This window comes from Mycoplasma imitans ATCC 51306 (genome assembly GCF_000518305.1).
GTDB lineage: Bacteria > Bacillota_I > Bacilli_A > Mycoplasmatales > Mycoplasmoidaceae > Mycoplasmoides > Mycoplasmoides imitans.
Genome location: NZ_JADI01000008.1, coordinates 34,271 through 58,703, shown reverse-complemented (window position 1 = coordinate 58,703; position 24,433 = coordinate 34,271). Strand labels below are relative to the sequence as shown.

At 27.9% G+C, this 24,433-nt stretch carries 20 protein-coding genes and 1 tRNA gene; 15 read left to right on the top strand and 6 right to left on the bottom strand.

Going from position 1 to position 24,433, the window contains the following annotated elements:
- Complete coding sequence (gene sufC / locus P690_RS0101175) at positions 1-807, bottom strand: Fe-S cluster assembly ATPase SufC (protein ID WP_027121974.1); 807 nt, start codon at positions 805-807, stop codon at positions 1-3.
- 324 nt (positions 808-1,131) lie between these two features.
- On the opposite strand from sufC, the gene mobL reads away from it, so the two are divergent.
- From mobL to P690_RS0101135, 7 genes are all read left to right on the top strand, one after another.
- Entirely contained in the window at positions 1,132-2,490 is a 1,359-nt protein-coding gene (gene mobL, locus P690_RS0101170) for a relaxase MobL (protein ID WP_027121973.1), read from the top strand.
- 98 nt (positions 2,491-2,588) lie between these two features.
- Entirely contained in the window at positions 2,589-3,119 is a 531-nt protein-coding gene (locus tag P690_RS0101165) for a hypothetical protein (protein WP_027121972.1), read from the top strand.
- Between the two features lie 154 nt (positions 3,120-3,273).
- Complete coding sequence (locus P690_RS0101160) at positions 3,274-3,516, top strand: hypothetical protein (protein WP_156920495.1); 243 nt, start codon at positions 3,274-3,276, stop codon at positions 3,514-3,516.
- 2 nt (positions 3,517-3,518) lie between these two features.
- Positions 3,519-4,298, top strand: coding sequence for a hypothetical protein (locus tag P690_RS0101155; protein ID WP_027121970.1), 780 nt, complete (start codon positions 3,519-3,521; stop codon positions 4,296-4,298).
- Between the two features lie 413 nt (positions 4,299-4,711).
- A complete protein-coding gene (locus P690_RS0101145) occupies positions 4,712-5,107 on the top strand; it encodes a hypothetical protein (protein ID WP_027121969.1) in 396 nt (131 codons plus the stop codon).
- A 4-nt stretch (positions 5,108-5,111) separates the two neighbouring features.
- Entirely contained in the window at positions 5,112-6,194 is a 1,083-nt protein-coding gene (locus P690_RS0101140) for a type IV secretory system conjugative DNA transfer family protein (RefSeq protein WP_027121968.1), read from the top strand.
- A gap of 8 nt (positions 6,195-6,202) precedes the next feature.
- Positions 6,203-6,877, top strand: a complete 675-nt coding sequence (locus tag P690_RS0101135) for a hypothetical protein (RefSeq protein WP_027121967.1) — start codon at positions 6,203-6,205, stop codon at positions 6,875-6,877.
- Between the two features lie 32 nt (positions 6,878-6,909).
- On the opposite strand, the gene P690_RS0101130 is transcribed toward P690_RS0101135, so the two are convergent.
- Positions 6,910-7,692, bottom strand: coding sequence for a hypothetical protein (locus tag P690_RS0101130; protein WP_027121966.1), 783 nt, complete (start codon positions 7,690-7,692; stop codon positions 6,910-6,912).
- Between the two features lie 65 nt (positions 7,693-7,757).
- Here P690_RS0101130 and P690_RS0101125 point away from each other — a divergent pair, with 65 nt between their 5' ends.
- From P690_RS0101125 to P690_RS0101115, 3 genes are all read left to right on the top strand, one after another.
- Positions 7,758-11,930, top strand: a complete 4,173-nt coding sequence (locus tag P690_RS0101125; protein WP_027121965.1) for a hypothetical protein — start codon at positions 7,758-7,760, stop codon at positions 11,928-11,930.
- A gap of 73 nt (positions 11,931-12,003) precedes the next feature.
- Positions 12,004-13,005 carry a hypothetical protein gene (locus P690_RS0101120; protein WP_036459490.1) on the top strand — a complete coding sequence of 334 codons (1,002 nt, stop codon included), beginning with the start codon at positions 12,004-12,006 and terminating at the stop codon, positions 13,003-13,005.
- 251 nt (positions 13,006-13,256) lie between these two features.
- Complete coding sequence (locus P690_RS0101115; protein WP_027121963.1) at positions 13,257-14,540, top strand: Mbov_0401 family ICE element transposase-like protein; 1,284 nt, start codon at positions 13,257-13,259, stop codon at positions 14,538-14,540.
- 559 nt (positions 14,541-15,099) lie between these two features.
- Here P690_RS0101115 and P690_RS0101110 read toward each other — a convergent pair.
- Positions 15,100-15,810: a YgjP family zinc-dependent metalloprotease gene (locus tag P690_RS0101110; protein ID WP_036459485.1), complete on the bottom strand. Its 711-nt coding sequence runs from the start codon at positions 15,808-15,810 to the stop codon at positions 15,100-15,102.
- A gap of 75 nt (positions 15,811-15,885) precedes the next feature.
- Complete coding sequence (locus P690_RS0101105) at positions 15,886-16,443, bottom strand: inorganic diphosphatase (RefSeq protein WP_027121961.1); 558 nt, start codon at positions 16,441-16,443, stop codon at positions 15,886-15,888.
- Positions 16,444-16,526: 83 nt separating this feature from the next.
- Between P690_RS0101105 and P690_RS0101100 the strand changes: the two genes are divergently transcribed.
- Positions 16,527-17,213 carry an MPN527 family putative ECF transporter permease subunit gene (locus P690_RS0101100; protein WP_027121960.1) on the top strand — a complete coding sequence of 229 codons (687 nt, stop codon included), beginning with the start codon at positions 16,527-16,529 and terminating at the stop codon, positions 17,211-17,213.
- A 122-nt stretch (positions 17,214-17,335) separates the two neighbouring features.
- Here the strand turns inward: P690_RS0101100 and P690_RS0101095 are convergent.
- Both P690_RS0101095 and P690_RS0101090 read right to left on the bottom strand, forming a co-directional pair.
- Positions 17,336-17,421 (bottom strand) — tRNA-Leu (locus tag P690_RS0101095).
- Between the two features lie 168 nt (positions 17,422-17,589).
- Positions 17,590-20,544 carry an arsenic metallochaperone ArsD family protein gene (locus tag P690_RS0101090; RefSeq protein ID WP_027121959.1) on the bottom strand — a complete coding sequence of 985 codons (2,955 nt, stop codon included), beginning with the start codon at positions 20,542-20,544 and terminating at the stop codon, positions 17,590-17,592.
- Positions 20,545-20,636: 92 nt separating this feature from the next.
- Here P690_RS0101090 and P690_RS0101085 point away from each other — a divergent pair, with 92 nt between their 5' ends.
- The 4 genes from P690_RS0101085 (at position 20,637) to P690_RS0101070 (ending at position 24,431) form a co-directional block, all read left to right on the top strand.
- The gene (locus tag P690_RS0101085) at positions 20,637-21,530 is read left to right on the top strand and encodes an HAD-IIB family hydrolase (RefSeq protein WP_027121958.1); all 894 of its coding nucleotides are present in this window, start codon (positions 20,637-20,639) and stop codon (positions 21,528-21,530) included.
- Between the two features lie 84 nt (positions 21,531-21,614).
- On the top strand, positions 21,615-22,310 hold the full coding sequence (locus tag P690_RS0101080) for a hypothetical protein (protein WP_027121957.1): 696 nt from the start codon (positions 21,615-21,617) through the stop codon (positions 22,308-22,310).
- Between the two features lie 59 nt (positions 22,311-22,369).
- Positions 22,370-24,073: an ATP-binding protein gene (locus P690_RS03945; RefSeq protein WP_245576655.1), complete on the top strand. Its 1,704-nt coding sequence runs from the start codon at positions 22,370-22,372 to the stop codon at positions 24,071-24,073.
- Positions 24,066-24,431 carry a hypothetical protein gene (locus tag P690_RS0101070; protein ID WP_245576653.1) on the top strand — a complete coding sequence of 122 codons (366 nt, stop codon included), beginning with the start codon at positions 24,066-24,068 and terminating at the stop codon, positions 24,429-24,431. Before P690_RS03945 ends, P690_RS0101070 begins: the two co-directional genes overlap by 8 nt.
- The last annotated feature ends 2 nt before the right edge of the window (positions 24,432-24,433 follow it).

Below are 24,433 nucleotides of genomic sequence, written 5' to 3'. Positions count from 1 at the left end.
TTATTTAGTCGCGAAAGAATCGATTAATTCAAAATCATGTTCTTTGTTTTCTTTGAAGTCAATATTGAATTCTTTTCTAATTCAATCATAACCTTCCTTGTCGATTCGTTTTGCTAAACTTGCATCTCCTTCAGTAACGATTGTTCCGTTTACTACTACAAAAACCTTGGTCGGTTTAATTAATTTAAACATTCTTTCATAGTGAGAAACAATGATTAATGATTTACTTTTATCTTTAATTCATTCCTGAAGCTCTTTTGTAATGATTTTTAAAGCGTCAACATCTAATCCTGAATCGATTTCATCAAGCATGGCAAAATCAGGATTAATAGTTTTCAAAAGGAAAATTTCATTTTTCTTCTTTTCACCACCGCTAAAACCTTCATTTACTGAACGATTTAATAATTCAAAGTTCATCTTCAATTTTTTGGTATTAGTTTGAATTAACTTATAAAACTCCGGTAAATCTATCGGTTTTTCTCTTCTTGCATTTATCGCTGAACGAATAAATTCAACTAAAGATACACCAGGAATTTCTTCAGGTGCTTGACTAGCTAAATATAGTCCTAATCTAGCCCTTTCATCAACTTCCATCTTGTTAAGAATTTTGTCTTTAAAAACAATTTTTCCTCTAACAATTCTTGAATCATGATGACCCATAATGGTTTTTAATAAAGTTGATTTACCGTGACCGTTAGGACCCATTATTGCGACAATATCACCAGCCTTAATAGTTGCTGAGACATTTGTTAATATTCTCTTCTTATCAATATTAACTGATAAATTGCTTATTATTAGTTCTGACATACATTAGAATGCTAAAATAATATATTTTAAATTTCTGAATATTGCTTGTAAATAAAATCTTTTATGTAAATTATCTGATTGAAAATCGCCTTATATTTAGTTATAGAAATAATGAATAAAAATCATTACATTTTTTAACCTAATTTTTTTCATTTATATCGCAATTCTAATAAAATATGCGGTAAAAATTCGTTTTTACAATAAACTTTTATGCAAGAATAAAAAATAATTTAAGTTCAATTTCATGAAATGATTTGAAAAAAATATTTGACTCAGCTTTCTATTAAGACCGCTTAAACAATCTTGGGGGTTTTGTAAAATGTGATGAGAATTAATCAGGATGGCGCTAGCATCAATAAGCTAAATGTATTAATCAACGATTTTGGGAGCGTTCATAAAAATGCGGTTTTTTATGGCTCGCAATTTTTCAAGGCGTCTGTGGACGTAACGTCTCCTAAAAATAAAACTCAAAATAAAAGCGCTAAGTATTTTAAAGGCGGATACTATATTGAATACATAGCTAGAGAAGAAGCTGTGTCTAAAGATGATAGGAATAAAGTGTATGATCTTTTTGGTAATGAGCTTAGCTTAACTTTAGCAAAAGCTAAGATGGCTAAATTAGACGATGGTCAATTCATCTGAGAAAATGTTTTGTCTTTTGATAATATAACCAAAAAAATGATTGATTTTTCTGATAAAAAAATAATCGCTAAATTGATCAGTCGCCCGTTGTATGATTTTTGAAAATATAATGGAATGAATCCAAAAAACATTGATCTAATTTTTTCAATCCATCAAAACACAGATCACCCACATGTACACTTTGCTTTTTGGGAAAAAGAAAAAACATATAAGCTACGAATTAAAAAAGGGCAAGAGCGATCGTTTCGTTTTAAAGCAAATTTGAAAAAAGAAACTTTTTTAAAGTTTAAGCAGGATGTATTTAAAAGAATTCTTGAAGTTCAAAACGAGAAGCAACTTTATACTTCAAACTTGGTGAATAACTTTAAGCATCATCTTGAGTATGAGTTTAAGCATTTTGAAGATAAAGATTATGCGAATGCTTATCAATGGGTTAAAGACAATCAATCATCCAAGCGGATTTATTTCAAGAATTTAAACGATTGTGAGAAGAAAATTATTTTAGCTGGGGTTAGATCTGTATTTAAACACGATTCTGAATTAATATCGATGGTTGACGAATATTATAAGCAAACTGAGATTATTAATCTTTGAATGCAAAACGAGATTAATGAGTTTAATACTAATCAAAAGATTGCTACTAAAGAAGACGATAAGAGCAACTATAATGATTTAGCTTATAACAATCTTGATCGTGAAAATGTAACTGAAGAGTTAGATGCTAAATTTGCTAATGCTTTTATCAAATCTCTTAAGTATAAAGCTAAAAAAGCTAATAGTGTTTGGTTTAAAAAATGCTTAGATGATAAATCTAAAGCGTTTTATAACAACACATCTTTTGATGTTGATCTTGATAAGGCTAAAAAGTTTAAAGCTCGTAATTATAAAACTAGGGCTTTAATGCATCAATTTTTTAGAGATAGCTTTGATAAATTAGCTTATCTTAATGGTAAGATTTTTGAATATCAACAACAAAGAATTGTTGAACATTTAAGAGCACTTAATGAGGATAAAAGTAATGATTATGGGCGGTATCGCTAGATATCTTAATTTTTAGCTGTGTAAAAGACCTCGATAAGTCTATAAACTGTCAAAATTATAGGACGACCAGCAAGTCGATAAAAGGCATTTGTAGTAATATGACAAAAATAAGTAAAACTAAAGAATTTAAAACTGAAGAGATCAAAACCGTTGAAGAATCTAATAAAAAGGGTTTAAATACTCCTAAAAATCATATCTCGTTGGGTACTGGGACGATTTCTGGTAGAGTGTCAAACTTTAATCTTAATCAAACTAAAGATGGCACTGAGTTTTTATCTTTCTATTTTTTAGTGCCTAACCAGGATGGTGAGTTTAAAAAATCTAGTAGCGGTGATAAGACTTATCGCGATAGTGATAAGAATACTGCAAGTTATGGATTGAATGTAGTTCTTTTTGAAAACAAAAAAGATAAAACGGCTTTTTATGCTTTTAAAGATCTTAAAGATGGTGAGTTTATCAGAATGACATATCAGATTAAGACTAAGACATCAAAATATCATGATATTAAGAGAGAGATCTATCTAGAGCCGCTTAAACTAGTAAACAAGTATGAGTCTAAGAAGAAAGACTTTGATGGAAAAGAACAAAAGAGTTCTGATAAATCAAAAGGGGGTCTTCTAAATAAATAAATCGCCAAACTCTAAGCATAATAAATTGAAGTCATTTACTAATTTTACAAAACTACAAAGATTATTCTTTAATTTATTAGCCTAGCGATTAGCTAGGTATATCAGGATGCTAATGCTTTTTGTGAGTGTGATTCTTACAGTCCTGTTAAATGTTATGAAAAAAGAGAAAGAAGAATTAAAAAACAAACAGATGGTTAAGAAGAAAAGAGGCTTAACTTCACCTGTTAGGTATGAAGACGTTAAAGACAAATATGCTGAATATATAGAGATTTTAGAGAAAGAGAGTGAAAAATTTTTAAAAGAACATGTCAGATATTGAGAAAGAAAACATAAAAAGGCTGAACAAAAACTAGCTCAAAAACTAAATAAAGAGAAAAAAATGAAGTTTTATTCTTAGTTATGAATGATCTAATAAGTAAATACGAAAAAACAGAAGCATCTAAAATTTTTATCTACATTAATGAAACAATGTTAAATATGCCTGAATTGAACACATTTAAAGATCTATGCGTTTTTGCAGTACTGTTTAATTTTTATAAAAACAAAAAGAGAATCGTTTTTAGCGATATATCTTTATTAATGTATTTAACAGGGTTTAAAAAATCAGCCGTCTATTATGCTTTAAATAATTTAACTAAATCAGGTTTATTAACTACTTCAAAGAGTTGTAAAAGATTAACAGAATATCAGCTTTTGATATCAGACGATTTAAAACAAAGATTAACTGCAAAAGAAAATAAGTTCTATTTTTTAAGACCTTGGATGCATCAAGTTGAAGGTTTAAAAAAATCATCTGTTAAACAGGTCTTTGCAACGATATATTCAATCGATGTTTTTAGTCCATTAAAACTGTTTTCTTTTAAAGGTTTTGTTAATGACTGTTTAATGTTTACATTAACTAGATTAGACAAACGTTCGATAAATGATGCTATAAAACATCTAAAAACTAAAGATTTAATTAGTTTAGTGAAGACTAGAGGTGAGTATAAACAATATTGAGTTAATCGGTTTTTGTTTGAAGATAACATTAAATATGACAAAAAACGATTGCGACAAAACAAAGAGCTAGAAAATGATCAATCTACTTATGTTGAAAAGTTTAATCTAGCTTGAGATCTTAAGTTAGATCCTACTTCATTAGATGATGATGATAGTCATGAACAACCATCTTTAGAATAATTAAATAAGTTTTAATTGGGTGATAAAAATGAGTAAAAAATAGGTGGAAACAGACTTAAAAAATTGGTTATTTTTGATTTTGTTTTGAGGGTTGAAAATCGACTTGTTTTAAGTCTAAAAAATCATTTAAATATGATTAAAAGGTTGCATTTTTCATTCCATAAATTTCCATTTTCATTCCATAAATTTCCATTTTCATTCCATAAATTTCCATTTTCATTCCATAAATTTCCATTTTCATTCCACCATTTTCCAACGCGGTCTTTTTTGCATATATGTAATACATATATGCTTTTTAAAGAATAAATTTGTCTTTTAAATTTCATATACATTTCTTTTAAATGTCTTTTAAATTTCTTTTAGAAAAACAAAACTCAAATATTTCAAAAACTTACATAAAGATACACAATTTTATGAACAAAAACACACAAACAAATTATGTTGATTTTTTTCAGAGCGAATTGATAATGATTATTACAAAACCATTTTTCAAAATTTTGTTGGACTGTTATGAGTTGATTACTAAACTGGCAAATGAACTTAGTGAAAGATTTGTTGAAGAATTTTCTAACAGTCAAATTTTGGATTTTTTCATAGAACATGAAAAATTTTTCTTTGTTCTGACTAAAAACATGACACACAAAGTGAAAAGCAATTTTTTCTTGCACTTAAAAACTGAGATTGGACCATTTATTGCAAGTTATATCAAAGCCAAATTGTGGCAATCCAAAAGCTTTAGACTGTTTAGATACGATTCGGACTTTGAGTTGTTGAAAAAAAATTTGGGTAATGAAGAGGTGTTTAAATAAACTTATGAAAAACACAAAAAAGATTAAGGTGTTAGCTGTTGCTTTTTTATCAATCCTTGTTCTAAGTGGTGTGTTGTTATCTTTAGCTGTTGCATTTGCAAAAATGACTATTTACAAAAAGAGCTTTTTTGATGAAGTTGGTAGTTATTCTAGTTGAGCTATTGGTTTTGGTTTAGGATTAGGTGTTGCTATTGTATTGATTTATTTAGCGATGAAGAAAAACGCTAAATTTGTTAAAGAAAGTAGTGAACAGATTCATGGCGATGCTAAGTTTTTAATTGATGAAAGAACAGATGTTTCCTTTCAATCATTAAAAAAATTCAATGAAGAGTATTCTGATGAAAGATTACCTGCATTTGTTGCACGCGTATATCGTGATAAGAATAACGAACTTGCTTATAATACGATATTGGCAGAAAATAAGAAAAATACAATGCACACTTTGGTCTTAGGTGCAACGGGATCAGGTAAAACGCAGAGATTTGTATATCCTACGCTTAATTACAATCTGTCTTTAAGTTATCAAAATAAGCCAAACTTATTTGTTACTGATGTTAAGGGTGAGATCGTTGCAAAGTTTAGGGACGAGTTTAGAAAAAACAATTATGAAGTTGTTGAGATTAATTTAAATGATCCGTTCAAAAGCAACAGATGAAACCCCTTAAATAGTGTTTATCGTTTGTGGAAAAAATTTTTAGAAGCAGAAAAAGGTTCAGAAAGATATCTAAAACTAAAAACAGAAATCGATGCAGAGATTAATAACCTGATTGAGCCGTTTTTTAATGCACACAAAAAGAACGATAATGTTGAATGGATTTTAGGAGCTGAATCAATTGTTAAAAAGACAACAGCAATTATTAATAACGCACAGTATTCATTTATTATGAAGTTGTCCCCAAAAGACGTTGATAGTATTAATCGCTTATATGAGTCGGTGGGAGGATTGACTGAAAATGAGAAGAATTTTATTGCTACCGCTAACCGGGGTTATGGGTTATTAATCTCTAATACGTATCAAAGACAGATTGTTAATGTTAATGTATTTGATTTCGAAAGAGACATTTTTAATTTACATTATGAAAAATAGGAGTGATTATGGGTAGAAGAAAGAAAAAGAAAAAAAATAAACAATTAAATAATCAACAAGATCTAAATGCTAGTCAAGTTAATAAAGATATAGAGATGAAATTTTATGGTGAAAATTCTGACGATGAAAATAATGATGCAAATCTTAGTATTAATCAGCAACGAGTATTTGATCAAGAAGATTTAAAAGATGATGAAACATTAAATAAATTAAACAAAACTCGAAAAAGAAAATACAAAAGCAAGGCCCCTGATATCACAATACGAATTAGTGATCAATACACCTATGTTGCTTATGAAAATTGAAAGAAGAATCTAAAAAGAACCAATCCTAGGGTTGTACTAAACGATGAACTAAATCAATTTTTAAAAACTTTTTTATTAAATGAGAATAAACGTTTGGAATATGATTGATTAAATGAAAACCAGGATGCAATAACTGATCTATTTAAAAGCTTATGATTAGAACAGAATAAGTTTTATTGAGATAAGTTTAATGAACTGATTGAATTAATGTATTCTGAAGTTGCATCAAACAAATTATTGATTATTTATTTAATTAATAATCTTGTCGATAAAAAAGTAAGAAACTTAATGATGCCCTCAAAATTAGAACTTAATGAAGAATGATTGACAAAATCAATCAATACGAAGGTTAAATATAGAAGTAAGACTATTAAATAGTCTTACTTGGATCCAGAAAGGTTTTTATTTGGTTAGAATGCGTTGAGTAGTGTAAATTTACCTAGATTAGCGGTTCAGTTAAGTAATCCTTCATTTTTGGCTTTATTAGTAATGACAATTTTGTTAATAACTAAATTTTCAAAAACGATTGAACGAGATAACTCATCTATTTTAACGGGTGATTGACCAGAGCGTGTTAAAAATCCTATTGGATTGTTTTGATGATCAATTGATCCATAAGCAGTTATATTTGCATTAGAAAGCGGATTATATTTATCAATTTTTAGTTTATTGTTGTTAATAGTAAATAGATTGTTAAAGTTTTGGTATTCTGCACTTCTAAAAATGATGCTTAATGTTTTAAAAGTAGTTTCTTCTATTGTTTTTTCTTCCCATAAATAAATTTGGTTTTCGTTAATTGTTGATTTTCAATCATTTTTAGCATCTTGGTTTGTAGAAAAAAAATCAAAAGTATATCGTTCATGAGACTTTTTATCTCTAAAACTTGCAATAAACTTTCTTAAAGTATCGATTTCAGTTTCTGAAAAAGGCTTTCTTAGTACTAACTTATTATCTGCTACATTAATCATTACATCAGATTTATCTGCACCTTGTAACTCTTTACCATCAAATTCTGTATTTTGTAAATCTGTCTGCTTGATTAATACGCTAAAAGGTTCTTTTTTCAGATCTTTAAATGTTTCAGGAACTTTTTCTTCTTTAGCGCAACTAGTCAATAAGATCACAGGAGTCAGTAAAGCTAAAGTTGATCCTACTAAATTTAATACAAATTTATATTTTTTAAACACCTTCATTATTTATTTTCTTTCACTATTTTATTCATTATTTACGCTATTTTAATTATAAAAAAGGATTATTTATGCATCAACTAAAAAAGGTTATTTTTGGCTTGTTTTTATTACTAATAACTAGTTTTGTTTTAATTAGTATTAGTCTTAATTTTTATCAATCTGAAACGATTGATAATAAAAACTATTATCAGGATTTAAAATCTGAAAAATTAGTGGGATTTATTAACCCTAATACTAGACGTAATGATGGTTATAGGTTCAACGCTAGATATGTGGATAGTCTAAGACTTAATAGTAATTACTATTACACTCATAACAACACTTTTTTTGCCAGAAGAATTATAGCGGAAAGAGATGATAGGGGATTAAGTAATATAAGCATACTTCGAGAAGGTGGCGGTGGTCGTTTTTATTATGTACCTGACAGAAGTCCGCTTCCAGTAGAATTTAAGGGTTATGCGTTTTATAATTCGAGAAATCCCTTTAGTTCTAATCTTAGGTATGATTTACCTAGTTTAACGCAATACATTTCGTCAGATAGTAGAATTAGAATTACTAATCTTAATTCTTATACTGATTATCTAAATTTACCTAATTCGAACTTTAATAAAAATTATCAGGTTGTTTTAAATTTAAGTGCTAATTTAACCTTTCAGGGAACTCCTAGTCTATCTAGCCAAAGCGGTGTTAAAGTACAGATAATAATCAATCCAAATGATTTAAGACTTAATTCACCTAGTACTAAATCAATTAATCTATTAAACATAGATGCTTATGATGGTGATAATTTAATAATTAACAAAATGTATGGAGAATCAGATTCTTTGGGTGATGATTGACAAAACTTTGCCCTTAATAACAAAATCAATACAGATTTTTATGGAATACCAATTACTGGATTTCAAAACAGCAAGAGAGATAAGTTAAATCTAAATATTAGATATAGCTTAACTTTAATGTCTAACAATAAATTAAAAATTGTTTTAAATCCAACAGTTACAACCGCTAATGACGGGAATCAAAACGATTATGTTTATAGGGGTTTTGATCTAAGTTTTGGATTAGATAACATAGAAGTAAAACCTGTAGGCTGATCAATTATTGAAGCAAGCACACTAAGATCAAACATTGATCAGGTATTTAATAGCGCAATAACTGGTGAAGTTAATAATGAGCCTAATTTAACAAGAAATCAAACTGCTATTAATAATTTGGTTAATGAAAGAATCAATCAAGGAGCTAATATCTTAGGTTATTATTTACAAGGTAATTACAATAACTGATTCAGATGATCATTAAATAATTTTAATGATACTAATAAAACAGTTGATATTAACTTTATGTATAAGCCGTTTTATACAACTTCATCTGATGGATGAGAACGATATACAAAACGTGTTAGGGTTAATCTATCATCAACTGAGCAATTTACGACAAGAAAGTTTGCTGAAAACGTTTGAGAACGCTTATTAATTAATAACTCTAGATTAAGCTATAACACTAGAACTGGATTAACTATTACTCCACAACTATATCTAAATAATAATAATCCTTGGGTTGGGCTAAATCAACAACCTTATCCACAAAATGGCAATGAAAGAGTACAATTTCCTAATTTTGGTACTTGGATTATTAATTCTAATACGCGATTAGAATACCATTCATTACCTGGTATCAATGAAGATGTAATCGTTAATGGACAAACTTTGGATTCATTAGATGGTAATTATTCGTTCTTAATGTTTGATCCTGCGACTAAGAATAAAGCACAAACAGGTGAAAGCAACGAATACACAGTCGAAATTAAGGGTAATAAGAATGGTGCTTATAGCACCTTATTTAAGATTAAGTTTATTATTAAAGCGCTTTATCCTAATACTAATATTGCTTATCGAAACTGAGATCCTTCTAAATATCCGTTGGATCAATGACAAGCAACATGAATAAGAAAACCTGCAACTGACGATCCTAATCCTGATTTTATGCCTAATATTAATGAAAAGAGCGGATTAGCTGAACAAATCGTTTGGGTATATAACAAAGGTGATAAAAAGGTAACACCTTTTGATTTAAATCAAAACGTTTATCATAATTTAACCTTTCCGGATCCTGTAGATCCAGACGGTAAATTATTATATGACCTAAGCGCTTATATTGATAGTCGAACTAATAATCTGATCGATCCATCTAAATTAAATGTGACTGCAGATATCATCAATAAAGTCGGTAATGGCTTTATTGCAAAAGGAGTAATCTCACCAAAAGGCATCTATCAGATATTTGGTGATAATTCTAAAAGAATTATACGTAATAATGCTTTTAAAGATTTATCAATCGATAACTTTGATGTAAATGTTTCTAATAACAATAATCGCTTAAATTATCTAGATAAAAAAGGGATTTATAAGTATTCTACTTTTGATAATACTAGTAAATTATATGGCTCAACTTATGTTGTGATTGGAGATGATGTTGGTAAAAATCAAACCTTTAGTCAGTATATTAATGGTTTGAATAAAGGAGAGAACATCGTAATTCCTTTTTGAGAATCAGTCCAAGGTTCTCATTTAGCGAGTTATTTACGAGAAGTCGTTAAATTGAATCTAGAAGATATAAGAAGCTTAAGCTATGAACAAGTTCAAGCTTGATGAAACATCTATGTTAAGAATGCAATTCTAAAAGCTGAAAATCCTACTAGTAAAACTTATGATTTAAAAGAGTTCTTAATTAGTATTATTAAAACTAGTTTTAATAATGTTGAAAGTATAAAAAATAAAGTACTAGAAGAAATCAAAAAAGCTTTTGATTTATGAAGTACTAAATTAAAAATAACTAACAAAGATGATGAACCAATTAAGTTTATTCGTAATGAGCACTATACATTAAATGGAGCTGATGGCGCTAGTTTTGATAACCTAGATTGATCTAAATTAATTAGTAACAATAATCAGATCAATCGATTACATTTAGTTTTATCAGCAGTTTCTCCTAATGTGTATTTAACTGGTAATAAGAGGATAACTATTCTAAACAGCAATAGTTATAGTAATATCTATGATTTAAACCAAATTAATTTAGGTTTATTAAATGAAAACACTAAAGATGCTAATAAATTGAATATAGATATAAGAAATTATATTAATCGCAAATTAAGTGTTATCTCTAAAAAACCAATTAATTCTAATGATTGATATATCGTAAATGATTTAGAAAAAGTTGTTAATGATTTAGTTAATTTAACTGAAAAAAAAGACACTAAAGAAGTAGAGTTAACAATTAATGCTACTGATAATAGTGAAAAATTAAGTGGTTATGGTTTTTTAGTTGTTAATAATTCATTAAATAATAGAGCTATAGCTGTAAGTGATGATGGTGAAATAACTGAAGAAGATGCTTCAACATCTAATACACCTAGTGGGTCTAGTTCAAACGGTAATACTAATAGTAATGATCAAGATTTAAGTAGTGGAATACTAAAAACACCTGCATCAGTTGCTGGAGTAATAATTGGATCATTAATTCTTTTATTTACTGGTATTGTATTAGCTTATGTGATCTACAACAAAAAGAAAAATGATCGATTTAAGAGTATTGATGTAGATAAAAGTATTAAAACGCATAATGATTCTAAAGTTGAAAATCTAACTATTAAAAAGAAAGAAGAAAATCTTGGTAAATCGAACGAAGAAGATTCTCCTAGTCAAGTTAATAAAGATATAGAGATGAAATTTTATGGTGAAAATTCTGACGATGAAAATAATGATGCAAATCTTAGTATTAATCAGCAACGAGTATTTGATCAAAAAGATTTAGAAGAACTTGCTGGTTATATAAACCAAGAAGAACAGCAAGATCAAAATTTACCTGGCGAAAATGTAAACGAAAATACTAGTAAGAACGAAAACAAAGCTCTGGAATCTTGCCAAGATGAAGAATACGTAAACAATCAGATTAAAACTGTGACTAATGATCTTGATGAGTCTAGTGATTCAAACGAATTAGAAAAAGAAAAAGTAAGGCTAAAAAAAATGAAGTTTGAAGAATTACAAGTTGAATTAAATGATCTAGATGAAAAATTGTTAATGCTACAAAATCAGATTGAAGGAGCCCCTGCTTTTTGATCAGTACAAGATCGGGTTATAAATGATGAAAGAGTGCAACTGGTTAATAAAAAAGAGTGGTATTTAAAAATAAGAAAATACCTGATGAGATTAATTAACGATTATGAGATGGAGATGTAAGAAAAAGAAAGTTTTTAAATCTTTTTTAGGTTTATTGTTACCTAGTGTTTTGTTGTCATCTTGTAATTATAAGATGGCAAGCACCAAAAATTTTTCATCGTTTTTAGGTACTACTAGTAACCGAAAACAAAACCTAAATGAAGAAAGTTATAAAAATAAATGATGACTGTTTTATAAAACAAAGAAAGAGATTGATATGATGAATGAAAATGAAATAAAAGAAAATCTTGAAACAAGTTTAAATGAGATCAAACGAAGATTTAAAGTTGATGAAAAAGCTGATGATAATGTTGATTTTGTAATTACTAAATCTATTTATCAATATCCTAGTAATTCTAGAGTTATACAGTATGATTCTACGAAGTTATATTTTCCAATCTTAAGTGATGTAATTGATGAAAATAATGAGCACACTTTAAGTAATTTTGAACGAGCAGTTAAAGATAAAAAACTAGATGAAGAATCGATCCTTTTTTATTATGAAAATATTAGACAATACCTTCATGAAACCGATAAGTTTTTAAGTCTAATTACGCATCATTATTTAATGCTTAAATTATGACAATTTCAGTTTTTAGAGGAAAGAATTAGATTAAATAATTTAACTAAGAAAATTGATATTAATACATTACAAAACAACGTAATAAAATTTGGTGTAGGCTATTTCAATTTTTTTAAAAAAACACCGTATTTTAAACTAAAAACAGAGTTGCATTTGTTAACTAAAAAATTGATCTTGCATTCTAGTTTAGTTAATCAAAATAACGATGTTGTTTTAGATTGAATCAAAGGAATTGAAGAGTATTTAATACAGCATAAAGATCGTTGGTATGATGAAAAAGACCGCAGTCAAAAAAATCGTTTTAAGTTAAGAGAATTAATCTGACAATTAAATGAACTTAATCATCTTAATGAAGAGTACAAAAGAATTGTTGATTTGATAAATGATAGCGTATCAATTAGATGGGTTGATAATATTAAAAAATGACGGGTATTTTGGAAACAAAACCGTTTTCCTATTGATCGTAATGGCAATGTTTTGCCAAATAAAAACAGGGATTGATTTGCAGAATAAATTAAAGCAATATAAAAATTAAAAATTTTAAAAATAGTCGGTAAAAACGCAATTTTTTGATTAAAAATTTTCCTAAAGAATATATAAAGATTTTTGTTAAAATTAAATGGGATAACTTAAGCATTTCTAAGTTATAAATTTTAGTAAATGATTATTCATGAATTTGCTTAGTTAATCCTTTTAAATGGTTCATAAACTAAAGCCGCAATAGGACGCGTTCCTTATTGTGGTTTTTTATTGTTTTTGTCGTAATGAATAAGTTAAAAAATGTTAATAAAAAATGCGTTAAATTTAAGTATCCAGATGTCAAAAAATCTGATGGTATTTTAGATGATCAGAAACTAAATTATTTAACTGATAGCTTTAATAATTTTCATAATCAGATCAATGAATTTTTAGTTAAAAAATTAAAAGAAGATTATGAACAGTTAGACCAAAAATTATACAAAGATTTAAGGTTAGATAAATCAAAAAATCATGTTGTTGTTAAGGATCTTCGAACTAGAAAATTAATTAGTCAATTTGGAGTGATTTTTATTAAAAGAAGAAGATATTTTGATAAACTAAAAAAATGCTATTTATATCTTTTAGACGAAGAAATAAAATTAACAAAATTTAAGTGTTATTTAAATTCATTTTTAGAAGCTATCAAAAAAGAGATTCTAAGTAATAATTTTGTGATTGAAAAAATTAGAAAGCAGTTTTTTCATCAAGTAAGTCGAACTCAATTTATTCGTTTGCTGGATCAGATCATTGATAAGATTCAGCAAGAAAAAATTAAAAAATCAAAGCTAGTTAAATCTAAAAACTTATACATCAATGTCGATGATAGTTTTGTTAAAGTTAGAAGAAAAAATAAAGTTGTAAAAACTAGATTAAGGTCCTTTTTATTTCATCAAGGTAAAGACAAAAATAACAATTTAATCAATGCTAGGTATTTTGTTAGTCTGTGTGATCCTGTACCTCTGGATATCAATTTAAGAGTTAAGAAGAATAGTTTACAACTTAAAAATATAGTAGAAAAGTTTTATAAGAATAAAGCTAAAAAGTTAGTGCTTTGTTCAGATGGTGATAAGCAATTTAGTGCTTTGGCAAAACACTTAAATATATATCAAAGTTTAGATAAATGACACTTATTTTATTCATACCTTTTTAAGATTATTAATCCACTAAAAAGAGAGTATGATGGTATTAATAAAAATACCAGAATTAAGCTTTATAGAACGCTAAAATACATTTGTGTTAATCATCCCAGAAAGCTAATTCCAGAGATAAAAAAACTTAGAAAAATTCTAATTAACACTCATCCAGGTTCTGAAATTGCTAGCGGTTTTTTGCGACTAATTAGCTATATAAAGAATAATTTTGACGGAATTTTATTCTGAAAATCTAGAGATTATTATCCTACAATAACAGAACCTTACATTTTTCATAAAATCAAAAAAATGCTAGGTGATAAGAATAAATCTTTTAGTTTAAAAACTCTTTTAAGCTTCATTTTGATTAAGCAAAATGAGTATAATAATAGATTGTAAAAGCACTTTTAAGTTAGTTTAATTCAACATTCTTAACTACTAAACATGATAAATTAAGTCCCTAAATTGGTATTAATTTTTATACCAAGAACGCGCAAAAACATACTAAAACACGGCTTATTTTCGGAGAAAAAAGCACCCGAGTTTGATATCAGAAAGGGCCAACTATGATATCAGAATTTTGTATATATAAAATATATACAATTCTGCACAAAAAAGGCCGTTGATATCAACTCTTTATCCTGTCCGCGTACGTGTAAGCGTCACTCTCGCGCGTTAGACTACGTTTAAAAACAAAAAATTCTGATATCAGTTGAAAAAATTTAAAAAGGGCGTATTACACCAAGGTGTATTATTGTGCTATAATTAACTTAACAAAGTAACCCCCCAACTTTAGTACATCGGTCTCTATTAATCTGTTAAATTAGGCGGTTGCGAAAATTAAATTTTTTAATGTTATGAAATCGATTTTCGTTCTTTGATAACGAAGTAAAAATTAATTTATTTTTAAACAAAAAATATTAAAAATATGCGGTAAATTAACTATTTTTTTGATAATTTACTTTTTTAACAACTTATTAATTTCTTTTCAATTCGGTAAAAATTGTTCGACTATTTTATAGAACTTTTTAGTATGATTTTGCTCAATCAAATGAACCATCTCATGAATTAAAACGTATAGTAAACAAACAAGCGGTTTTTTTACAAGTCTTAAACTAATTCAAATTCTTTTTTTATCAACGTTACAAGTCCCCCACTTCGTTTTCATGTTCTTAATTCTATATTCGTTAGCTTTTACACCTATGGTTGCTTCTAATCCATCAATCAATTTATTCATCTCATACATAAGCGATTTTCTAGATCAATTATCAAAAATTTTCGCTTTAACATTTTTGTGTAAATTTTTATCAACATTAAATAAAATGCAGTTATCTTGAATTTCTATCTTTGGACGACCTTTAGTGTCAATAATCATTAAACTAAATTTTTCTCCTCAAAGATATATTTCTTCTCCGGTTTCAAAATTGTTATAAAACTGTTTTGAATTACTAAGAACGCTTCTTCTAGCTTTTATCAAAAAATTATGCTTAGATAATACAAAATCAATAATTGCCTGATCAGATGAATTGTAAGAGCAAGAAACGAATATATCACCTAATGGAGGTTTAACCTTTAGATAAACATTTTTAACGCCTTGTTTCTTAGTTACATTAACTTTAAAACCAGCTATCATTAAAATCTTATTAATTGTCTTAATTTTTCTTGCCATTTTACTTATTTTAATAACTTATACAAAAAAATAAGTCGCATAAGCGACTTTTTTTATTGTTCGATCTACTAAAAACTATTCTTCGTACTTTTCAGGATACATTTTTTTCATCTTAGCAATGAATTCATCCTTAGGTAATGATCCATATTGATTCATTAAGCTTACACAGTTTTTGTATTCGTGAACAGCTGCGTCTAATTCCTTGAAACCTTTAACTACAACTTTTTTGTTTTGTAGTAACTTGTAGGTTTCAAAAAAACCTTTTATTTCTTTTAATGTGTGTGCACCTAAATCCTTAAGTGATTTAATGTTTTCAAATCTCTTATCGCAAGAAATAACACCTATTAGTTTGTTATCAGTTTCACCATCATCAACCATCCCCATCATACCTAGGATTCTAACCGGCACAACAACTCCAGGTTGGAATGCTTGGTTTGAAATCACCAAACAATCTAATTCATCGCCATCTCAGTCAAGCGCTTCTTTAATAAATCCGTAGTTGTGCGGGTAAACCTCAGACCCGTATAAAATACGATCAACAGAAATTTGTCCAGTTTTTCTATCATATTCGTACTTAATGTTTGATCCCTTAGGGATTTCAATCGTTACTTTTAATTCTAATAAATTTGACATTATTATTTAATTGATTATTTAATTGATTTTCGTTCTATATTACTTTATTATATTATTTATTTAATTATATTTATAATTAAAAAGTGCTATTACGAAAGACCGAAAAGAAAAGAATAAACTCTTATAGTTTTAATTTTAAATTGTCGTTTAATGCAGGAATGTTAGCATTAGCGATTATTTTTGCTTATTTATCTTCGTTAATTCGAATCCCTTTTTTTAGTTCGCTATCTTTAACAATTGATATTTCAATTGTCTTTTTAATTCCAGTTATCTATATAAGCTCTATCGGTTCAGCTTTAACGTTGGCTGTATCGTTATCTTTAATCCATTTTATATGGAATTCTACGAACTGGATCGGAATAATCTTTTTAACAATAATTAATATTTTTACAATCATCATCTTCACCTTTTTTAATTGGTTATTAAATCTAACCAAATTAAAAACTAAGAAGGTTAAGTGATTAATAATCTGAATCTTGATCATTCCGATCTTTATGTTTATTTTTTCTGCGATCAACGGGATTTTAATTACTCCATTGTATTGATGATGATTTAGAGCAGTTAAAACTGTTAATTTTATTGAAGTTGCTAAATATTATAATTCCAACAGCAACTTAAGGTTCTTTTTATTATTTATCAATGATTATTGAACTGGAATCTTTTCATTATACTCATTATTTAACTTAATTAAATTCTCATTAGTTGCTTTTTTCGCTATTCCTTTATTAATCTTTTTTCAAAACAATCTGTTTACAAAAAAGATGTTTTAATTAAGTTAAATAATAATCTTGCAGGCTTATAACAAGCCTGTTTTTTTATTATCGTTTGTTTATAGACAAAAAAATGGCACCACAGGGGCGCCAAGTTAGTTAGTTTATTAGTTATTACTTATTGGTCCTGGAGATGAGACTTGAACTCACAAGGGTGTAAACCCGTCAGATTTTGAGTCTGATGCGTTTGCCATTCCGCCACTCCAGGATGTTTTAACGGCTTAAACATATAAATTATAGCATATAAATATGAAATGTAAAGATATAAATAAAAAATTTTAATTATTACTCGTAATAATTAGACTTTAATTAAAGAAAAAACTTTGTTTTTAAAGCAATCGAAAACAAAATAATTTTTGAATTAAAATCTAAAAATTTATTTAATTATCTTTTTTGGTCGAAGGTGTGGCGGAAGATTATTTGATGCCATCCGATCAACATACGCGTTACTAAAGTTAGGTGAATTGTAGAAATTCACATTATTCATAGAATGAACTATCTGTCAAGTTAAGATGTCAATCTTTTTTAAAACATTACTGTTGATCCCAAAGATACTTACCAACTCCTCATTTGTTGGGTAGCTACCAAAGTGTAAGATATCATTATTATCCATAATAACGGGTAGTTTGAATTCGGTGTTCTTTAAGTGGTTAACTAGTTTATGATTTTTCAAGAACACCTCTTTATGATCTTTTAAGTTGTAGCGATAACATCTGATGCCACTATCAATGAAATAACGTTGTAAAAGCTGTAATTTAGTTTTTAACAACCTAATTCCTAAATCATCTTTCATCGCTTTAGAAATAATCGATGATTCATAGATATAGATCACTTGTTGCTGCTTAATATTACGGTGTTGGGCAATATTGATCATATCCATCAATTCATTGTATTGTTTTTCAACTAATGAATTCTTTTTGTTGTAACTAATTACATCTCTTGCCTCATCATCATCTAAAGTTGCTTTGAATGCTGATAAGATCTTCTTATTGGTTTGTTTTTGTTTTTTAATTTCCATGTAATCTTTAACTGAGAAACCATAAAATCTTAAAACAAAGATAATGCCCATTCATACTAATGGAACAAAGAAGACGATAGAAGCAATAATAATAAAACTAAAGACCCATGTTGGATTTGCTCCAAAACCATAATAACGGTATTTAAAATTCAAGCCTGGTACTGTTTCAAAATAATTATTAACCAGCGGATTTCTAACGATAGATTCCATCCTAAACGATTGATTTTGCAGATTTAGATTGTCTTTTTTAATTAATAAAACTAAATCAGGTCTAGGATTATTTACCCCTGGAGTGTATTTTATAAACCGATTAACATAGCGATCTTTAATTTTGAAATTGCCATTGTATGGTTCAATTAACTCCTGAACTGTAAAAGTAAATAAGGAGTCATTATCAGGATTAATTAGCAATTGACCACTACCAAGATATGCTATTCTTGTTGCTAATGGATCTTGGTAGTTATTATCAATAATCAATTGGTCAACCAAACCAGTATTAGTTAATTTAAATAGTGATAAGGCCTCAAAATTAGCATTAGTAGAGTTAAGATACACTAAGATGTTATTAATTCCATTTAATGAAACAACATTAGTAATTGGATATACACCAAAACTAGAATCATCCGAAATTTGTTGAGTTTTATCTAAAAAACTCTGATTAATTGAAGGAATTATTCTAGCGCGATAAGTATTATCTTGTTTATCAATGAGATAGACAGTTGATACTTTATTATTTACGCTTTGTTCTTTTTTGGACCAAAAAAGAATGATTGCGTTATCTGCTTGTGGTTGCGACAACACATTGTAATTAGCTGAACTTAATGAATTAACATAATTTGATCAATTATATTGATCGTTGTTAAAACCAAATAGATTTTGCAACTGAATTGGTGGTTGAACGATTGTGTATGTTCGGTTTGTATGAAACACAATCGTTAAATCATTAAATTGCATCGTAAATGATCCAAACTCAAAACCGAATGAAAAGCTCGCAACACTGTGATAAAAATTTGTATTATCAAGTTTATATAGTCTTGATATTACCCTTAATTCTTCTTGGTTATTAAATAGATCACTATTATTATTAAAGTTAAAGTCTTGATAACCAGAAACTGTTAAAAAAATCGGGTTAAGTTTTTTTAAATCAGTTGTTGGTTGAATTTCTTGCGGTGAGATAAATGATCCCAAAGAATCTAATACAATTAAATTTAATCTAAACGTACCAATGATTTGCAATTCAGAACTGTTAACAGTTACTCTTTGAATATCGTTACCATTTAAGTTAAGAATGTTATGATCACCAACTGAAAAACTTCCACCAATTTGAAGTTGTTCAGTATCAGCTAAAATTTTGGCTCCAGCTATCGCACCCCTAATTACATAAGTAAATTGCGAATCTTCAAAAATCGGTAAATTTACCGCAATATTGTTATCTTTTGTTTCACTCCATCCACCGATTAAAACCGCATAAGGTCAAGCAGTAACCAAGTTTAAATTTTTATCTATTCTAAAGATTCCCAACGATTGAAATCGATCACTAATTGCAGGATCAATATTTCCATTTCCGCCAATAATATAGATATTTTGTTTATAAACAATTAGGTTGGCCATATTAGCCAAATAGTTGTTGTATGAAAAGATAAATTTACCATTGTTAGTAAAACCAATGGTGTTAGCTAAAAAATCGGGATTATTATTCCAAGATGAAGGAATGTTGCTTAATAAAGATTGTGGATCGATCGCAATCTCAGATTGAAAATCGACTCGCTTTTCTAGCTCACGATCCAAATTTTCTTTTAATTTCGTAATTGTTGCATAACCACTTTTATCGCCATTAGCATAAGCACGAATCGCATTGTCGTCATTATTTTTAGGTGTAGTTAATACGTAAAAAATTGACGGATCGTATTGATCTTGAGCAACTTCAATAACGTGACGACTAATGCGATTATCATTAGCAAACCGATAAGTTCACAACGTATTATAAAACAGGTCGGTTCGATAGATCATATTATCATTCTCTTTCGAGATAAAGATATACCCACCATTAGTTAACTTCAAACCATTGAAGTTATTATTATCTTGATAATTCGGTTGTTGAATTGCATTGAATTGCTCAACACTCTTACGATAAATACTACCGTTATTATCGATTGTCTCAGATAAAGCTTGGTTTTTTAGATGTTGATTAGATACAAAAGCACTATTATTAGTGCTTAAAGATCGATTCGATCCAAAGATTAATAATAGAAGAACAAATAATAACAATGACAAACTGGCAAATAGCAGTTTTTTTATTTTTGATCTCAACAAGCTATTATATTTATATTATTATTACTATTATTAATTTTAAATTTAAATATTATTGCTTTTAGATATTTTAAAATTATATTAATGTTTAAAATATGAGTTTAAGAAATACCAAATTCGTTTATACTGATTTAGACGATACGATCATTACATCTAAAAAGGATGCTAAGTTTTTATACAAGGGCCAACAATACAAAGATCTGTTTGATGTTCCTAATGAAGTTGTTGAAGCTTTTCAAAAATTAATTCAACAAGGAATTAATACTGGAATTGCAACTGGAAGAGATTATCGTAAGGTGTATCCACTATTAAGTAAAACTAATATGTTTAATTTACCTACGATAACTGATGATGGAGCTTGTGTTTATATTAACAATAAGTGTGTTAAAGCTTCTTATGTTGAAAAATCAGTCGTTGATCGCTTGATTGTTTTAGCTAAGAAGTTTAAAAACATCTCATATAGCATTAACACTCCGTTTGGAGTTTATGTATCTAAGAACAAATCTTGATGAACATTACAAGATGAATTCTTTAATGAGAAATATCCTAATGAGATGTTTAAATTAAGACATATTGATCTATCTAAGGTTAGTAGTTTTTATAACGACCAAATTACTGCAATTACAGTAAGCACCAAACCCATTGCATTAAAACCATTAACACAACGCGAGATTGACTTCTTTATTGATCTAAATAATTATGGTGATGTAACTGTTACCAAGTACAAACAAGACGTTGTAGTTCGTCCCAATGAATCTAAGGCTAGTGGTATCTTCTGAGTTAAAAACAACTTTAACAATAAGATTACCAAAGATAACACTGTTTGTTTTGGAGACAATCATAACGACGTTGATCTATTTAAATGATCAAATCTTAGTGTTGCTGTAAATAACGCTAAAGACGTTTACAAAACTTTTGCTAAGTACCAAGCTGATAACTGCGAAAACCTTGGCGTTGCTAAATTTATTAACCAATTCTTATTAAAATAAACTTCAGTTTATTTAATAATCTAACAACTTTATAAGAATTAATAGGTATTAACTTATTAATTTTTTTCTTTTTTTTAATCAACCATGGAAAATAATTATCAACTAGTAGATTTACATATTCATAGCCACCATTCTCGACAAATAGGCGAAAAACAAGTACCCAAGAACCCTTATAGTACTGATCGATATTTAAGCGTTTTGAAACAAAATAATGTTGGTGCATTTAGTTTTACCGATCACGATGTTTTTAGCTATGACTTTTATCTTGATCTAAAAAGTATGATTGATCGGATTGATGATCGCAAAATTGCGATCTTTCCAGGCGTAGAATTTCGGATTAAATCAACTAATAATAAAGCAGATTGCAACTTTATTTTTAACAATAATCTTGCTAAAGATCGGTTATGAGAATTAAATTTATTAGTAAGACGCTTACAAAATCGTAATATCGGTGTTGATATTAATTTATTAGTTAAATCATTTAAAGAAGCCAACTTTGATTTTTTCATTATACCCGATGTTGGCAAATCAGGTAAATGTTCATATGAAGACATTGAAAACGTTCTTCAATATGTTAAATATGTTGAGGTAGCAAAAGGAAACGAAAGTCGCTTAGCAAACGCAATTAAACAACGTTTAGGTGTTGATTATCAGCAAGTATTTTTTAGTGATTGCCATGATATTAAAGACTATGATGAGAAAGCATCAAAAACAAAAATTAATATTGCAAAAGATCAGTTAATAACTTTTGAAGATTTAAAAACAAAACTATATTTGTAATAACGATGATGTATTATAATAATAGTTGACTATTATTATGGTAATAAGGATTATTAGGTATGGTTGAAAACGATAAGAAATACATTAAACAACTTGTTTTAAGTAATAGTTCTGGTGAACATATATTAAATTTCAAACCCGGTGTTAATGTGATTATTGGCACTAAGGGTGGTGGAAAATCGTCGTTATTAAAAATTCTCTACGCGATGCATGCTAATTATAGTAATGATGATAAAGATATAGAAGATACCGCTAAAGTTTTTGGTTTTAATATTGATAAGATCGTATATTCAAATAACGATACAAAGCTTTGAAAAGACAAAAGAACTAAATATACCATAACTGAACATAGAGATGATATTGTCGTTCAGAATGATCGAATTAAAACTCAATTAGATACTGCTAAAAATTTTGAAAAAGAAAAGCAAAAATTCTTACTAGAAAGTTGCAAATTTGCCGCAGAAGATTTAAAAAAATTTTTTAAAGGTTACTTTACATCTTTTTATGATACTAGCGAAAGTTTTAAAGCATTACATGAGTTTAATATAAATGATCTGTTTAAACTGAAAAATGTTAAAAATAAACATTTATTAGAGCAAATTCAGAAATTATTACACAGTTCATTAAATACAAAAAAACAAAGACTAAATGATGCTTTTATTGAGCGTCACAGCGAACTATATAATCATTTAAAAATTTATCTATACAAGATAAAAAAATATAACAATGAGTTTAATGAAATTGAATTTATAAGTTCAGAAGAATATCAAAAAATTTCTGATGCTGTATTAACACTACTGAGATTGCATGCTAGTTCAATTACTGAAAGATCATTAGATAATGTTAAGTATAAAGCTGCTAAATTAACAAATGAATATTACACTAAACGATTGCAAGAATCACAAGATACCGATCGTAGAATTGCGTCTTTTAGTGCTAGCTTAAAAAATTACTTTGAAAATATTGCAAAATCAATTGCAACAAATTTTGCTTACTTTGATAATTTCTTAGATGAGAAGTTTTCACAAATTCCAATTAGCAATAAAGGCGAAAGTAAAATAGATCCCGATATCAGGTATGAAATTAACATCAAATACGATTTGCTTAGAACAAGCGAAGATGGTACACCATTATACGAATTTTTAAAAAAGTTTTTATACACACCTAGTGGTACTGATCTTACCAACAAAAAAAATTGACTAAATCGTTTTTTAGAAGATAATTCATTTAAGAATGATATATATGAAAAAGAGCATGACGATCCGCTATTAGAAAAATTAAAAGAGCATTTTCAAAAAGCATTAAAAAATAAAGTAACTGTTTTATTAGATGGTTCCAATTATGAAAAACTATCGTTAGGAACTAGATCAAGTTATGGTGTAAGTCGCGTAATCAGAAATTGTAAATCACCAATCTTATTCCTGGATCAACCAGAAGATAATATTGATAGTTACACTATTGCAAAAACATTGATTCCAGAGATTGAAAAGAACCCATATATTAAGCAATTATTTATCGTTACTCATAACTCTAACACAGGAATCTTAACCAATCCAAGCACAACAACAGTATGTTCGTTTAGAACTAACGATATTAAAAATTCTTATCGCCAATCAAATTTAGGCGAACAGTTAGATATCATTGAAGATGAAATAGTTAATGAAAACCCTTCAGCTCACTATCTTGAAGGTGGTATTCAAGCATTTAAAAAACGACACAAAATTCTTATAAAACAAAACGGAGATGACAATAACAATGAATAAACTAGTATTTAAAAAAGTTGATAATGATTATCATGTAAACTTGATTAGTGATGATAAACATAATCGTGAGAATGTCAATTTTGTTTTTTCAGAAAAAAGTGAAAGACCTAATTTTGACGACGGTTTAGTTAAATTAGCAAGTTACATTAAACAAGATTGAAATAATGATTCTAATTTTCATTTAGAGGTATCACCTCTTGATGAGGAGCAACAATCAGATATTATTTTTAGAACGCTTTATGATGTATTCAACAGGTTTGTTGAGAGTTACAAAGAACAGTACAAAGAAATTCGCGACCAACTTGAAAAAGATTTTAGTGAAATAAACAGAAAACATTTTTCTGAATTTAATGATTAGTA